Below are 15419 nucleotides of genomic sequence, written 5' to 3' on the forward strand. Positions count from 1 at the left end.
CGCGGCGGCCGGGGACGGATCCGCCGCTTAGCACTTGCGCGCCCCATCTTCGGGTGCCGTTTCCACAGATCACCGTTTCGTCGTACGCCATAGAATGCCATCAAATGCCCTGAAATCTCCGCAGATCGGTGAGGTAGCTTGTGAGCCATGGCCACTCATGTGAAGCGGGCGTTCAAGTACCGCTTCTATCCGACGGATGTGCAGGCAGCTGAGCTGTCACGCACGTTCGGGTGTGTGAGGAAGGTCTACAACCTGGCGCTGGAGGCCCGGACTGCGGCATGGCGGCGGGGTGAACGGGTCAATTACAACGGCACCAGCGCGATGCTGACGGGGTGGAAGAAAACCGGGGAGCTGGCCTACCTCGCGGAGGTGTCATCGGTTCCGTTGCAGCAGGCGTTGCGGCACTTGCAGGGGGCGTTCACCAACTTCTTCGGGAAGCGGGCGAAGTATCCGACGTTCAAGTCGAAGAAGAAATCCCGGCGCTCGGCCGAGTACACCAGTTCCGCGTTCCGGCTCCGGAGCGGTGAGCTCACGTTGGCCAAGATGACGGAACCTCTGGCGATCGTATGGTCGCGCCCGCTGCCGGAGGGCGCGGTGCCGACCACGGTCACGGTGTCGCAGGACAGTGCCGGGCGCTGGTTCGTATCGATGCTGTGCGACGACCCGCGCGTCACTCCCCTACCCCGTGCCGACGCGGCTGTGGGGATCGACGTCGGCGTCGTGTCGCTGGTAACGCTCTCCACCGGAGAGAAGATCGCCAACCCCCGGCATGAGCGCAGGGACCGGGAGCGTCTGGTCAAGGCCCAGCGGGAGCTGTCCCGCAAGGCCAAGGGCTCGAACAACCGGGAGAAGGCCCGCAGGAAGGTCGCCCGCGCGCACGCGCGGATCGCCGACCGACGCCGGGACTTCCTTCACAAGCTCACCACCCGACTCGTCCGCGAGAACCAAACGGTCGCGATCGAGGACCTCGCGGTCCGCAACATGCTCAAGAACCACCGCCTGGCCCGCGCCATCAGTGACGCGAGCTGGAGTGAGCTGCGGACCATGCTGGAGTACAAATGCGCTTGGTACGGCCGTGACCTGGTGACCATCGATCGGTGGTTCCCCAGCTCCAAACTGTGCTCGGCTTGCGGCACCATCGCAGCGACCATGCCGCTCAACGTCCGGGCATGGCACTGCGCCTGCGGCGCACACCACGACCGGGACGTGAACGCGGCCCGCAATATCCTGGCCGCCGGACTGGCGGTTGCAGCCTGTGGAGACGGTGTAAGACCTCAACGGAGCACTCCGGGCGGGCGGTCGTCGGTGAAGCAGGAAGTAGTCCCACCGCAGCGCACACGCGCAGCGGCTCAGCTGCGAGGCTGAGGGGAATCCCCCTTCTTCATGACTCTTTCCCAATGGAGTCCTTTATGAGGGGGAGGAGGTCAACGTATCCCCACGCATGCGCCCGGGTAGACGATCCTGGACAACGGCCACGTCGTGCAGAAGCACTCGCTGTCGTGGGCCGCCCGGGTTGCTGAGCTACTTCCTCAGTCTCCCCGACGGAGCCCGCGAGGACGTACAGACCTTGGCGGCGAGGAGCGTTGAGGGGCGGGCGGTGGTGGCCCGGGCGCTGCGCGAGCTGGAGGAAGCCGGCCACTGTTGGGTGCGTGCCGCGAATCTGGCCAGATCTCCTTCCGAGTCAGCACTGGTCGGGCGGAAGAGATTCGCGAGGCTGGTTTGTTCGAGCTGTCCCAGCATGGCACCACTGTAGTCACGCCCGAACCCCCGGGGGATCTGTTCGAACCGCGCCAGGCCTGTGCGCGGTATGCCGAGACTTGGAGGCATCACCGGATCTACCCTGGGCGCATGGCCCTTGATCCTGCCTTGCCCGTAGGTCGGCGCATTCAGTACTACCGAGAGCGTGCCGGGAAGTCGCGTCCGGTGCTGGCCGGTCTGCTGGGCCGGTCCGCAAGCTGGCTCAAGCAGCTGGAGAACGGCGCACTGCTGCCTCCACGGCTCCCGATGCTGGTGCGGATCGCGCAGCACCTGGGGATTGATGACCTCTCCCTGCTGACCGGCGACGTCAGCGTGCCCAGGGCGTTGTACTCCGGTATAGAGCATTCGGCGCTGTCGTCGGTCCGGAGGGCGGTTGACGGTGCGCCCTTGGGGCTTGCCGGTGGACCTGCTCCCAACCTGGACCACGTTGCTGTCCAGTTGTCCAACGCCTGGCAGACCAGGATGAGCAGAGGAGATCACCGGACGGCACTGGCGGAGTTGCTGCCGCCTCTCGTCGTGGCGGCCTCTGCGGCTGCGTCCCATCCGGAGTGCGGGGATAGGCGTCGCGCCGGGGTGCTTTATGCGAGCGCGCTGAACCTCACGCAGATGTACGCGGCGTTCCAGGGTGACGGAAACCTCGTGTGGAGGGTCGCGGAGCGGGCGCTCGCGACCGCCCGGGCGTCGGGGGACCCTGCTGCGATGGCGCAGGCCTGTTGGTTCCTGGTTGAGGCGTTCCGCAAGTCGGGTCAGTGGGACAGTGCTCAGTCGCTGACGGAGGATGTACTCCGGCTGCTCGACCCGATCCGGACCGAGTCCCCGGAGCTCGCGGCTGCCTGGGCGGACATGGCGTTTCATGCTGCTATCACCCACGCCGTCGCCGGCGAAGCAGGCGACGCGTGGGGGTGGGTCGATCGGGCATCAGCTGTCTCGGAGACTCTTCCCGAGGGCTTTTGGAGTCCGGCGACCTCCGGGTCCCGCTCGGCCGTGGCACTTCATTCCGTCACGGTTGCTGTCGAGCTGCGGCAGACAGGTACAGCACTGAGGTGGGCACGGCGAATTCCGGCGGCAGAGGTCAAGGCTGTTCCACGTCGTGGCCGTCATTTGATTGAGGTTGCACGAGCGCACGCCCTCCGCGGAGAAGCGGAGACCGTTGCGGAACTGTTGGCCGATGCCGTGGCGGTGGCTCCCGAAACGGCGCGGTGGAACGAGGAGACGCGCGCGATGGTGCGGCAGTTGATCGATGGCTCGCCGTCGGTTCAGCCCGCAGGCAGGCGCCTCGCCGACTCCATCGGCATGGCGGCGTAGGAGCAAACAGAACAAGGGGCAGAGACCCTGCCCCGCCGCTCCGTGATCGGCCCGTAGCGTCGTGTGACGTTACGGGCTTTCGCTGTAAGGGAGCGACTATGGCAAGGCGGGCGACCGGCGACGACGTGCAGCCGGTTCCGAAGCGCGGGGGATCCCAGAAGCAGTCTCGGGGCTGGAGCCCCTTGGACGACTATCGGGCCGCCAGACGCAATGCGGGATACGCGGCCGCCGCCGAGACCCTGAACCGGGACGCCGTCCTCGCGCACTGCGAGTGCGTTAACTGCGTCTCTGTGGAGGCGTCGTGAGTGCCGGCGAGCTGGAGCCGGTGGACCCGTGGCTGTCCGTGCTCGGTGCCCCGCAGCGGCACCGAGCACGAATTCTGCGCCAGGCGATCACCGCAGGCGAACCTGCCATGGTCGAAGGGTGCCTGCTGTGTGCGGAGTTGGACGCGCGAAAGGCTTCCGCTCGGGCTGCCTTCGACCACTCCGGGGCCGTGGACGCGCGGGTGCTGATGCGCCGCCACCACGGGAGTGCGCACCAATGACGGACGACGGGCTGGACAGCGGAGGCATCCGCGACACCCGTCGGCTTGCCGCTGCGTTTGCCGTCTCCGTCGCAGGCGTCGTGGTGGTCGCCGCGATGCTGCTGACGTTCTGCCGCGCGGGTGGCGCGTAGGCGCTACTCCAGCTCCCGCCCCGGCCGCCGGATCCTGGCAGCGAACAAGCGGCCCGAGCGGGTCCACATCACCGAACGTCCTCACCGCCAACGAGCGTTGGGGAGAACCTCAGTGTGAGGAGACACAAGTATGACGACTCCGCCGCCGCAGCAGCCCGAGCGACACCCCACCCCGAGGCCCCCGGACCGGTAGGCCGGCCGCCGGGTGCGGCTTACGACCCACCCCCCGGCGCATCCATCGATCGACTCACGAGAGAGGACAGCCATGGGAAAGCACGGCGGAGGATCAGGCGGCGACAGCCCCGGCAAGGCCGGTGGCGGTAAGGGGGGTGGGCACTCGGGCAAGCCGGACACCGCTCCGCACGACGGCAGGCGCGACGCGCCGCCCACCAACCTGCCCAAGCCGGCGAAGCCCTGAGGACGTCATGAACTGGAACGAACTCACCAACTCACTGCGCGAGTCCGGCGCCCTGTCGGCCGACTGGGAGCCGGCCTTCCGAGCCGTGCCGCGCCGGCTGTTCATGCCGAACTCGTTCTTCCGCGAGGGCGAATGGATCGACCGGACGACCGACCCCGTCCGCTGGTACGACCTGGTGGCCTCCGATCTGCCGCTCGTCACCCAGCTGTACGAGGGCTCCACCACCCCGTCCTCCTCCAGCTCGATGCCCACGGTGGTCGCCCGGATGCTCCGCCACCTCGACGTCTCTGAGGGTATGCGGGTGCTCGAAGTCGGTGCCGGGACGGGCTGGACGGCCGGGCTGCTCGCTCACCGGCTCGGCGCCGAGAACGTCATCACCGTCGAGGTCGACACCGATATCGCGGCCGAGGCCCGCCGGCGCCTCCGGGCCAACAGCCTGCGCGCCATGGTGATTGCCGACGACGGCACGCTCGGCCACCCGCAGCGCGCGCCGTACGACCGCGTCCACGTCACGGCGGCGGTGCAGCGCGTACCCGTCGCCTTGATCGAGCAGACGGCGCCGGGCGGCGTGGTCCTGGTGCCCTACGGCACGCCGTTCTGCAACGGCGGCCTGCTGAAGCTGACCGTGGCCGAGGACGGCCTTTCGGCGAGCGGGCCGTTCATGGAGGACGTGGCGTTCATGTGGGTGCGCGACCAGCGGCCGGAGACGGACGCGTTCGACATCGAGGACGTTCGCCACGGCCCCTCCGGCCTCGATCCCGCAGAGGTGGCCGAGCAGACGGACGCGGCGTTCGCCGTCGGTCTGCGGCTGCCCGGCCTGCTGCGGCAGGACGTGGCGGCCGACTACGACCGCTTCGGCACCGGCCGCCTTGAGGCCTGGGACGGCGTCTCCTACGCACACTGCCGTTTCGCCGACTGGGACGGCGGGCACGCGGTGTCCCAGTCGGGGCCCCGCAACCTCTGGGACGAGATCACGGCCGCGCTCGCCTGGTGGGTGCGCCAGGGGCAGCCCGCTCTCACCCGTTTCGGCCTGACGGTCACCGCCGCCGGTGAGCACCGCCCGTGGTTGGACGAGCCGGACCAACTGATCGGCTGACCCGTGGGGTTGGTCGTGTTCCGCCCGCCCTTGCCGCGCTACGGCGAAAGGGCGGGCGGGCCCCGCGTCGGATCACCTCACAGGGTGTCCTTCACCTTGATGTAGCCCTCCTCTACGACGAACTGCTGGTTGGGGTTGCCGGCCCCGCACTGGTAGATGAAGGCGTTGTCGTTGTTGTTGCGCGTTCCGCCGACGTCCAGGCACATCTCCTGGGCGGTGCCGAGGGTCGACTCCAGGACGAACGAGCCCCGGCGCAGCAGCCAGGACTGGTTGGCGGTGGCCGCGTCGGAGTACTCGCAGGCCCAGATGCGGACGTTGTCGCCGTTGAAGCCGGTGTTGTCGGCGTCGAGGCACATCTCCGGGTTGGTGCCGACGGTGTCGGCGACCTTGACCCGGCCCTCGTCGAGGACGAACCGCTGGTTGGTGTGGTCGAGGCACTGCCAGATCCGGGCGTTGTCGGCGTTGAACCGGGTGTTGCCGATGTCCAGGCACATGCCCTTCGGCACGCGCGGCGGGGTGGCGACGTTCAGGGTGCCGTCGGTGATCGTGTAGTCGGTGCCGTTGTTCGGGTCCCGGTAGCGGAAGCTGCCGTTGCCGCGCGGGAGCGTGGTGTTGGCCGGTGCCGAGGCGTCCACGGTGACCTGCGGGGAGAAGCGGAAGTACCCGTTGGACGGCCAGCCGCTGCGGCCGCCGTTGAGTCCGTAACCCTCGCAGGTGAGCGTTCGGCCGGCGTTGCTGAGCGTGCAGTTGCGCAGGCCCGCATTGTTGCCGGTCCAGGAAGAGCCGTCGCCGCTGTACTGGGTGGGGACGGTGGACTGCGGGGCGAAGGTGGTGTTGCCCGGCGCGGTGAACACGGCCGACATGCCGGAGGGGGGAAGGAGGCCGGGCCCGCCGGTGTTCTGGTACGTCCACGGCACCGCGGCGGTCTGGCCCGGGGCGATCGTCACGGTGGTCGGGGCGTCCCGGCCGATGAAGGTCACGGCGGCGGCGGGTGACGCGAAGGCGCCGGCGAGCGCCAGGGACGTCAGGGCCACGGTCGCCGCACGGGCGACGCCCCGGTTGAGGGAACTCACGAACTCGACTCCATTTCCTGGACGGCAGGTGCGGTCGAGATATTCGTGGACGAACCGGCCCTTCGGGGCTGTGGGTCACGCCCGCGTCGCGGGATTCACCTGGAAGAGGTGTGTTCCCGCTCGGGGACGCCGCCACCTGGCGGCGGGCGGAACTCCACGGGTGCGGCAAAGGCGGCTCGGCGGGTGGCCCGGCGCAGGGCACGCAGGACGGGGGTGCCGAGCGTGAGGCAGAGGACGACGGTGAGGGTGGCGCGGGGGAGGTCCCAGCCGAGGGAGGTGGTGAGGCAGTAGGCGGCGAAACGCACCAGGTTGGCGCCGACCGGGTCACCGGGGACGAAGGAGATCGAACTCGCCAGACCGGCGATGTAGGGCCAGCCCTGGAGGTTCATGATCGTGCCGTAGAGCACGGAGGACAGCGCCCCGTAACCGGCCAGCAGGGCGAGTTCGCGGCGGCCGCGGAGGGTGGCGGCACCGGGCAGCAGGCCGGCGCCGAGGCAGACCCAGCCCATGGAGAGCATCTGGAACGGCAGCCAGGGTCCGACCCCGCCGGTCAGCAGAGCAGACGCGAACATCGAGAGTGAGCCGAGCACGAAGCCGAAGCCCGGGCCGAGCACCCGTCCGGCCAGCACCATCAGGAAGAACATCGGCTCCAGCCCGGCCGTCCCCGCGCCGAGCGGGCGCAGGGCCGCGCCCGCGGCAGCCAGCACGCCGAGCAGGGCGACCGACTTGGCGTCCAGGCCGGGCGCGCCGCCGCCGGCCGTGCGGCCCTCGGAGATCTGGGCGATCACGACGGCGAGCAGCAGCGGCAGGAGCAGGGCGAACAGCCACGGGGCGTCGGTGGAGTGGCCGACCAGCGCGGAGTCGGTGGCGGCGAGCAGCGGCCAGCCGAAGGCGGCCACGCCGACCAGGGAGGTGAGGAGCAGGGTCGCGATCGAGCGGCGGCCGAGGGGGACGGGGCGGGTGAGGACGGCAGAGCGGGTGAGGGGGCGGGGGGCGGCGGCGGGGCGAGGGGCGGCGGGGCGGTTCATCCGGCGCTCCCGTCGGGGCCGGTGCCGGCGTCGGGTTCGGCGCTGCCGGCGGGGCGGGTGCCGGCGCGGAGGGCCCGCTCGACCTGGTGGACGGTGAGCCAGGGGGAGGGGGCGAGGATCTTGGCGACCTGCGGGGCGAACGCGGGCGAGGAGACCACCACTTCGGCCGTCGGACCGTCCGCGACGATCTCGCCCTCGGCCAGGATCACCGTGCGGTGGGCGAGTTCGGCGGCCAGCTCCACGTCGTGGGTGGCGAGCAGGACGGCGTGGCCCTCGGCGGCGAGCGTGCGCAGGATCTCGACCAGACGGGCCTTGGCGGCGTAGTCGAGGCCACGGGTCGGTTCGTCCAGCAGCAGGAGCGGGGGCCGGGCGGTGAGGACGACGGCCAGGGCCAGGGAGAGCCGCTGGCCTTCGGAGAGGTCGCGCGGGTGGGCGGCGTCGGCGATGCCGGGCAGCAGTCGCTCCACCAGGGCGCGGCAGGTGCCGGGGGCGGCGCCCGCGTCGCTGTCGGCGGCGGCGCACTCGGCGGTGACGCTCTCCCCGTAGAGCAGGTCGCGCGGGTCCTGCGGGACGAGGCCGACCTGGCGGATCAGGTCGGCGGGCCGTGTGCGGTGCGGGGTGAGCCCGCCGACCCGGGCGCTGCCGGAGGCGGGCGCGTGCAGGCCGACCAGGGTGCCGAGCAGGGTGGACTTGCCGGCGCCGTTGCGGCCCATGAGCGCCGTGATCTCGCCGGGGCGGAGGGTGAGGTCCACTCCGCGCAGGGCGGGGACGGGGCCGCGCTTGACGGCGAGGCGGTCGGCGACGGCGGTGGGTGTGGTGGTGGGTGTGGCGGGGGGCTTCGAGGGGGCGGCCGTCGGGGAGGGGGCGGCCGTCGGGGAGGGGGCGGCCGTCGGGTGCAGGCCGTCGAGCCGGGTGCGCAGGGCGGCGGCCTTGCGGCGGGCGTCGCGGACGGAGAGCGGCAGCGGGTCCCATCCGGCGAGCCGGCCGAGGCCGACCACGGGCGGGTGGACGGGTGAGTGCGCCATCACCTCGGCCGGCTCGCCGAGGACGGGCGGCGCGCCGGGGTTGAGCAGCAGGACCTGGTCGGCGTACTGGACGACCCGCTCCAGCCGGTGCTCGGCCATCAGCACGGTGGTGCCGAGGTCGTGGACCAGTCGCTGCAGCACGGCCAGCACCTCCTCGGCTGCGCCCGGGTCGAGCGCGGAGGTGGGCTCGTCGAGGATCAGCACGCGGGGGTGGACGGTGAGCACCGAACCGATCGCGACGCGCTGCTGCTGGCCGCCGGAGAGGGAGCCCAGGGCGCGGTCTCGGAGGTCGGCGAGGCCGAGCAGGTCGAGCGTCTCCTCGACCCGGCGCCGCATCACGTCCGGAGCCAGGCCCAACGACTCCATGCCGTAGGCGAGTTCGTCCTCGACCGTGTCGGTGACGAAGTGCGCCAGCGGGTCCTGGCCCACCGTGCCGACCAGGTCGGCGAGTTCGCGCGGCCGGTGCTCGCGGGTGTCGCGCCCGCCGACGGTGACGCGGCCGTGCAGCACACCGCCGGTGAAGTGCGGGACGAGGCCGCTGACGGTGCCCAGCAGGGTGGACTTCCCGGAGCCCGACGGGCCGACCAGCAGGCAGAGTTCGCCCTCGGGGATCGTCAGGTCGACGCCGCTCAGGGCCGGGGACCCGGCGTCGGCGTACTGGACGGAGACCTGCTCGAAGGTGATCACGAGGCCCTCCGGGGCGGCTGCGGGGTGGCGGGTGCGGCGGGTGGCTGTGCGGCGGCCTCGGCCAGGGTGCGGGCCGGGGTGCGGGCCGAGGTGCGGGCCTGGGCGGAGGCCTGGGGCGAGGCGGTCACGAGGCCCTCCGGGGCGGCTGCGGGGCGGCGAACGCCGGGACCAGGCCGACGAGGACGGCGACGACGGCGGCCAGCGGCAGGGTGGGGGCGGTCGGCGGGACGACGGTGGGGGCGAAGGCGGCCGGGTCGTGGGCGGAGAGCCAGATCGTCAACCCGGCCACGGCGGCGCCCGATCCGGCGGTCAGCCACTCGGGCAGCGCCCACGGATCCGGCCGGTAGCGACTCCTGGTGGAACGCCGGCCGCCGAGCAGCAGCCCGGCGAACGCGGCGGCCAGACCGAGCAGCAGCACGGGCAGGGCCCAGCCCGCGCCCCCGGCGGTCAGCAGTCCGTACGCGGCGAGGCAGACGCCGAGCAGGCCGGCCAGAGTGAGCACGGCGGTGGTGCGGGCGAGGCGCGGCGGGACGTCGGCGGTACGGCCGAAGCCGCGGGTGTCCATGGCGGCGGCGAGCGCCACCGAACGCTCCAACGCGCCCTCCAGAACGGGAATCCCGACGCTCAGCACGGCGGCGATGCCCCGGTCGGTACGCCCGCGCAACCGGCGCGCGGCACGCAGCCGCTGGACGTCGGCGACCAGGTTCGGCGCGAAGGTCATCGCCACCACGACGGCCACGCCCGCCTCGTAGAGCGCACCCGGTAGCGCGCGCAGCAGACGGGCCGGGCTGGCGAGGGCGTTCGCGGCGCCGACGCAGACCAACAGGGTGGCCAGCCGGAGTCCGTCGTAGAACGCGGCGAGCAGGCCCTCGACGGTGACCCGGCCGCCGATCCGCACGCCCTGCGCCCAGGCGGGCAGCGGCACTTCGGGGAGGGTGAAGAGCACATGCGTGCCGGGGACCGGCGAACCGAGCAGCACGGCGAACACCAGGCGGATGCCCAGCACCAGCAGCCCCAGCCGGAGGAACGCGCCGTAGGAACGCGACCACGGCGCATCGCCGCGCCGGGCGGCCACCACGTAACCGGCCACGGCGACGAGGAGCAGCAGGAGGATCGGGTTGGTGGTCCGAGTGGCCGCCGCGCCCAGACCGAGCGCCCACAGCCACCAGGCCCCGGGGTGCAGCTGGCGGGGGCCGATGGGCGGGCGGCGAGTGGCGCGGGGGGCGCGGGGCGGGCCGGCGGCGCGGGGTGTGCTCACGGGGGAGGGGGTCCAGGTCGGGGGTGGGCGGGTTGGGGCGGCGTGGTGCCGGGGCGGGCAGCGGGCGTTGGGCGGCGGGGGTGGGGCCGGGGTGGGGCCTGGGCTGACTCGGGGGTGGCCCCGGAGTAGGAAGTCGGACCGGCCGACTTCCTACCCCGCTTGGTCGTACGGGCGGTCGTTTTCTGTAGACCGGTCGTCATAAGTAGACCGGTCGATATAGATAGGCCGGTCGGTCTATGTGGACCGGTCGACATATTCGGGCGCCCGTTCAGCGGCGGCGACGCGCTTGCCAGACGGCGCCCGCGGCCAGGACGGCGACGAGCGCGGCACCGGCGATCACGCCGAGGTTCGGGCCGCCGGTGCCGGGCAAGCCGTCGTTGCGCGCGGCGGCAGCAGTGGCGTCGGCGGAGGAACGGTCGGAGGGCTGATCGGAGGGCCGGCCGGCTGCGCCGAGCTGGTCGGCACAGCCGGCCTTCGGGTAGCCGGCGATGGCGCAGAGCAGCCCGCTGGTGTCGTACCGCAGCGGCGGGGCGACGGTGGCCAGTACCTCGGCCGAGCTGGCGTTGCCGGGTACGACGGCGCAGGCGGTACGGGGCCCGGGCGGGGTCTCGCCGCCGGCGTCGGCGGCAGTGCCGAAGTCCAGGACGACGCCAACGCGTTTCCGCCCCTGCTGCGCGGGCGTGCCGCCGCAGACGGTGGCGAAGTCCGGGGCGGTGCCGGGGCGGGCGGCGTCCCGGCCGCCGTCGGGGCTGACGGCGAAGCGCCATCCGTCCACGCCACCGTCCGGCGGAACGTACACGGAGGGCCCCTGCTGCTGGTAGGCCCACCCGCCGTCGGACCACTTCCAGAACGACCAGTACCGGTACCCGGCGGCCTGCGCCGGCGCGGCCCCGATCACCAGCAGGATCAGCACCCCGGCCACCACCCCGGCGACGAACCGGACGAGAGCGGGCGCCACCCGCCGGCAGCGGCCGGGGGCAGCGGGTGCCGCGGTGGCTCCTGCCGGAGCAGCTGCTGCCGGGGCGGCTGCTGCTGCCGGGTGGCCCGGTGCAGCGGCGGCTGCTGCCGGGCTCACCGGTGCCGGCGTGGTCGGGCTGGTCACGGCTTCGGGCCGCGCTTGCGCTGAATGCTCAGGACCACGCCGCCGCCGATGCCGATGAGCAGGCCGATGCCGATCGGCCACCACTGGCTGACGCTGCCGTCCTTCTTCCCCTTCGCCGGCGCGGAGGCCGTGGCGGAGGCCGAGGCCGGGGCGGTCGCCTTGGGCGCCGGGCCGAGGGCGGTCAGCTGGGCGACGAGGTCGCCGCCGAACGAGGCCGGGTCCCGCTGGGCGGCCTGGGCGACGAGCAGCAGGGTGGCGGTGGCGGAGGCGTCGGTGCCGCCCTTGGTCCAGGTGGTGCCCTCCTTGGCCAGCCAGTCCACCGCGCCGGCGGCCTGCTGCGGGTGGCCGCCCTGGATCAGGCCGAGCGCGGCCCAGGCGGTGGCGGTGTAGTCGGGGGTCGGGGCGGCGCCGGGGGTGGTGAGGGTGAGGTGCTGCCCGCCGGCGGCGAGCTGAGCGGTGAGGTAGGCGCCCGCGGCCTCGCCGGAGTCGGCGCGCGGCACGGCCGTCGGCGCCGAGCCGGCCGCGCCGGTGGAGCCGTCCGCGCAGGTGAGCGCCTTGGGCGCGGCGTCGGTCCGGTTGGTGTTGGTGACCGGCAGCTTCCCGCCGACGGCGGCCAGCGAGGCCTGGCCGGTGGCGAGGGCGTTCGGTTCGAGCGCACCGTCCGGCTTGGGCTGGTAGGCGAAGGCGCCGCGCTGGTCGGCGGGGGCGGCGCAGCCGAGCTGGAAGAGCGCGAGCCCGTCGAAGGCGCTCTTGCCGGCCTTGGCGACGCCGGCCGGGTCCACCTTGGCGGCGAGCAGGGCGTTGACGGCGAGGCCGGTGGAGTCGGCGTCGCCGGGGCTGCCGGGGTTGTAGGCCCAGCTGCCGTCCGCGTTCTGGTTGGCCTTGAGCCACTGGACGCCCTTGTCGACGGCGTCCTGGTGCCCGCCGAGTGCGACCAGCGCCTGGACGGCGACGGCGGTCGCGTTGCTGTCCCCGGTCGCGGCGGCGCAGGCGGCCGTGGTGTCCGCACGGAAGGACTGCCAGCCGCCGTCCGCGCACTGCTGGCCGGTGAGCCAGGAGACGGCGGAGTCGGCGGGCGTCACCTTGGCGCCCGCCAGTGCGGTGAGGGCGAGCGACTGCCGCCACACCCCGTCGAACGTCGGGTCGCCCTTGCCGTACAGGCCCTCGGGGGCGGCCGCGGCGCTGGGTGAGGGGCTGTCGGCGAGGGCCGGCACGGCGGCGGCGCCGGTGAGCAGCGCGGCGGTCAGGGCGGCGGCGCCCAGGCGGGCGGCGGTGAGCATGGTGGAGGTGAGCCTTTCGGTGAGCGGTGGTGGCCCGGGTGGGCCGATCCGTAGACCTCGACGGGTGCCGGGCGCGGGTGTGCCCGGTGTGGCCGCTCGCCCCTCCCCGGGCATTCCGACTCGCCCGGCCGTCCAGCGCCGGGCTCACGGTTGCGGGGTCAGTGCCGGATTCGCACCGGCTTTCCCCGGAGGAGAAGCGGGATGGAATTGTCCTGCGGCTCGACTTTAGCGGCCGCGCGGGGGCTGCCGAACCGCCCGGGCGAGAACAGGTTCCACTTGGGCGGCGGGCACCGCCACCGATCGGGGGCGAGCACCGGCGAACGGCCGCACGGCAGCGGTGGGGCGGCGGCCGGCCGGCGGCCGACCGGCGTCACGGCAGGGTGAGCAGCCGGGCGGCGGTGTGCAGGTCGGCGCGGACCTCGGCGATCGAGGAGCGGCCGGAGAGCCAGGACACCAGCGCCGAGTGCCAGGTGTGCTCGATCACCCGGACGGCGGCACGCTGGCTCTCGGTGGGCGGACCGGACTGGCCGATCGCGTCCAGGATCAGCTGTCCGGTGGCGGTGCTCACGAGGTCCACCTCGGTGCTGACCGAGCGGTCCGCGAAGGAGAGCGCCCGGACCATCGCCTCCGCCAGCAGTGGTTCGCGCTGGAGCGCGTGGAACGCGCGGGTGAGTGTCTCGGCGACCCGCGGGGCCGGTTCGAGCTCGGCCGGAGGGTGCCGCCGGACGTGCTCCTGGAGGCTCTGCAACTGCTCCAGCATGACCGCGACCAGCAGATGTACCTTCGACGGGAAGTACCGGTACAGGGTGCCGAGCGCGACCTGCCCGCCCTCCGCGACCTCCCGCATCTGCACCGCGTCGTACCCGCCGCGGGCCGCCAGCGCGGTCGCGGAGCGCAGGATCCGCCGCCGCCGTTCGGCCTGCCGGGCGGTCAGCGGCGGGCCGTCGGGGTGCGGTGCGGGGGTCGGTGCGGAGCGCGGCGCGGGGTGCGCCGCGGCGGGTGGCGCAGGGTGTGGTGCGGCGGGCGACGGCAAGGGTGCTCCCGGTGCGCGAGAGTGGCGGGGTGCTCCTGAAGTGCCGGAGCATGTCCGGAACGGTTCCGGAGCAGGTACGTCCGGCCGGTCCGGCGGAGCTGGTCCGGCAGGTCGGGCGGGTGATCCGGCGTGGCGTGAATCACCAGCCCTGGCTCCTGACGAGAAGCTACGGGCCGGTATCTTCGAGGTCTCTCATTGTTCACATGGTCAGTGGCGAACTCCACCTCACACTGAAACCTGATCTACTTTACCGACCGGCAGCACACCTAGTAGCAGAGATGGGGGCCGAGGATGACCGCGCGACCGCTGCGGATTGCCCTCCTGTCGTACCGCGGCGACCCGTTCTGCGGCGGCCAGGGCGTCTACGTACGGCACCTCTCCCGTGAACTGGCCAGGCTGGGCCACCACGTGGACGTGATCGGCGCCCAGCCGTACCCCGTACTGGACGAGGTCGAGGGCCCCGGCTCGGTCCGGCTGGTCGAGCTGCCCAGCCTGGACCTCTACCGGGCCGACGACCCCTTCCGCACACCGGACCTCGCCGAGTACCGCGGCCCGGTGGACGTGCTGGAGGTCGCCACGATGCGCACCGGCGGCTTCCCCGAGCCGCTGACCTTCTCGCTGCGCGCCCGTCGGTACCTCGCCCTGCACAAGGGCCGCTACGACGTCGTGCACGACAACCAGACCCTCGGTTACGGCCTGCTCGGCCTCGGGCGGCACGGGTTCCCGCTGGTCACCACGATCCATCACCCGATCACCGTGGACCGGCAGCTGGAGCTGGACGCGGCCCCCACCAGACTCCGGCGGCTGTCGCTGCGCCGCTGGTACGCCTTCACCCGGATGCAGCGCCGGGTGGCCGCCCGGCTGGAGCACATCATCACCGTCTCCGGCAGCTCGAAGCGGGAGATCGTCGAGCACCTGGGTGCCGCGCCCGGCGCGGTCTCGGTGGTGCCGATCGGCGCCGACACCCGGCTCTGGTCGCCGTCGGAGACGGTGCGGCGGATGCCCGGCCGGATCGTCACCACCTCCAGCGCGGACGTCCCGCTCAAGGGACTGGTGTACCTGGTGGAGGCGCTGGCCAAGGTCCGCACCGAGCGGGACGCGCACCTGGTCGTGGTCGGCAAGCCGCAGAAGGAGCAGGGGCCGGTCACCGAGGCGGTGCGCCGCTTCGGCCTGGAACGGTACATCGAGTTCCGCAGCGGCCTGACGGACCAGGAGCTGGTCGACCTCTACCGCTCGGCCGAGGTGGCCTGCGTGCCGTCGCTGTACGAGGGCTTCTCGCTGCCCGCCGCCGAGGCGATGGCCACCGGCACGCCGCTGGTCGCCACCACCGGAGGGGCGATCCCCGAGGTGGCCGGGCCGGACGGCGAGACCTGCCTGGCCGTCCCGCCGGGCAACGCGGACGCGCTGGCGGCGGCGCTCGGCCGGCTGCTGGACGATCCGGAACTGCGCGAGGCGCTCGGCGAGGCCGGGCGCGAGCGGGTGCTCGAGCGGTTCACCTGGCAGCGGGCCGCCGAACTGACCGCCGAGGGCTACCGGGCAGCGATCGCCACCGGGGTCGGGCAGCGCGCCCGCTCCGGTCCGGGCTGGCGGTACGTGGCCTGACGGCCGCCACGTCACCCTCTCTTCAAGTCATTCTGTCCCCCGCCCGGTCTGACGTGGCGTCGGAAGCGTTTGGTACCAA

At 72.8% G+C, this 15419-nt stretch carries 13 protein-coding genes and 1 riboswitch; of the genes, 5 read left to right on the forward strand and 8 right to left on the reverse strand.

The window, feature by feature from the left end:
- Positions 1-147: 147 nt before the first annotated feature.
- From ACZ5WK_RS06015 to ACZ5WK_RS06030, 4 genes are all read left to right on the forward strand, one after another.
- A complete protein-coding gene (locus ACZ5WK_RS06015) occupies positions 148-1365 on the forward strand; it encodes an RNA-guided endonuclease InsQ/TnpB family protein (RefSeq protein WP_465545415.1) in 1218 nt (405 codons plus the stop codon).
- A gap of 483 nt (positions 1366-1848) precedes the next feature.
- Positions 1849-3063: a helix-turn-helix domain-containing protein gene (locus ACZ5WK_RS06020; RefSeq protein WP_465545417.1), complete on the forward strand. Its 1215-nt coding sequence runs from the start codon at positions 1849-1851 to the stop codon at positions 3061-3063.
- Between the two features lie 540 nt (positions 3064-3603).
- Positions 3604-3738 (forward strand): hypothetical protein, encoded by a 135-nt coding sequence (locus ACZ5WK_RS06025; protein WP_465545419.1) that lies wholly within the window; start codon positions 3604-3606, stop codon positions 3736-3738.
- Between the two features lie 425 nt (positions 3739-4163).
- Positions 4164-5252 (forward strand): methyltransferase domain-containing protein, encoded by a 1089-nt coding sequence (locus ACZ5WK_RS06030; RefSeq protein WP_465545421.1) that lies wholly within the window; start codon positions 4164-4166, stop codon positions 5250-5252.
- A 77-nt stretch (positions 5253-5329) separates the two neighbouring features.
- On the opposite strand, the gene ACZ5WK_RS06035 is transcribed toward ACZ5WK_RS06030, so the two are convergent.
- The 8 genes from ACZ5WK_RS06035 to ACZ5WK_RS06070 all read right to left on the reverse strand — a co-directional run bounded on the left by ACZ5WK_RS06035 (position 5330) and on the right by ACZ5WK_RS06070 (position 13738).
- Positions 5330-6325, reverse strand: coding sequence for an RICIN domain-containing protein (locus ACZ5WK_RS06035; RefSeq protein WP_465545423.1), 996 nt, complete (start codon positions 6323-6325; stop codon positions 5330-5332).
- Between the two features lie 95 nt (positions 6326-6420).
- Entirely contained in the window at positions 6421-7353 is a 933-nt protein-coding gene (locus ACZ5WK_RS06040; protein ID WP_465545425.1) for an ECF transporter S component, read from the reverse strand.
- Positions 7350-9065 carry an ABC transporter ATP-binding protein gene (locus tag ACZ5WK_RS06045; RefSeq protein WP_465545427.1) on the reverse strand — a complete coding sequence of 572 codons (1716 nt, stop codon included), beginning with the start codon at positions 9063-9065 and terminating at the stop codon, positions 7350-7352. Before ACZ5WK_RS06045 ends, ACZ5WK_RS06040 begins: the two co-directional genes overlap by 4 nt.
- Positions 9062-9193, reverse strand: a complete 132-nt coding sequence (locus ACZ5WK_RS06050) for a hypothetical protein (protein ID WP_465545429.1) — start codon at positions 9191-9193, stop codon at positions 9062-9064. Before ACZ5WK_RS06050 ends, ACZ5WK_RS06045 begins: the two co-directional genes overlap by 4 nt.
- Positions 9190-10263 carry a CbiQ family ECF transporter T component gene (locus ACZ5WK_RS06055; RefSeq protein ID WP_465545930.1) on the reverse strand — a complete coding sequence of 358 codons (1074 nt, stop codon included), beginning with the start codon at positions 10261-10263 and terminating at the stop codon, positions 9190-9192. Before ACZ5WK_RS06055 ends, ACZ5WK_RS06050 begins: the two co-directional genes overlap by 4 nt.
- A 328-nt stretch (positions 10264-10591) precedes the next feature.
- Complete coding sequence (locus tag ACZ5WK_RS06060) at positions 10592-11281, reverse strand: SCO2322 family protein (protein WP_465545432.1); 690 nt, start codon at positions 11279-11281, stop codon at positions 10592-10594.
- Positions 11282-11421: 140 nt separating this feature from the next.
- Entirely contained in the window at positions 11422-12705 is a 1284-nt protein-coding gene (locus ACZ5WK_RS06065) for a prenyltransferase/squalene oxidase repeat-containing protein (RefSeq protein ID WP_465545434.1), read from the reverse strand.
- Positions 12706-12793: 88 nt separating this feature from the next.
- Positions 12794-12914, reverse strand: a riboswitch (cobalamin riboswitch).
- Between the two features lie 161 nt (positions 12915-13075).
- The gene (locus ACZ5WK_RS06070) at positions 13076-13738 is read right to left on the reverse strand and encodes a TetR family transcriptional regulator (RefSeq protein ID WP_465545436.1); all 663 of its coding nucleotides are present in this window, start codon (positions 13736-13738) and stop codon (positions 13076-13078) included.
- A 291-nt stretch (positions 13739-14029) separates the two neighbouring features.
- Here ACZ5WK_RS06070 and ACZ5WK_RS06075 point away from each other — a divergent pair, with 291 nt between their 5' ends.
- Positions 14030-15340, forward strand: a complete 1311-nt coding sequence (locus tag ACZ5WK_RS06075; RefSeq protein WP_465545438.1) for a glycosyltransferase family 4 protein — start codon at positions 14030-14032, stop codon at positions 15338-15340.
- Positions 15341-15419: the final 79 nt, after the last annotated feature.

The organism is Kitasatospora sp. NPDC032757 (genome assembly GCF_055579305.1).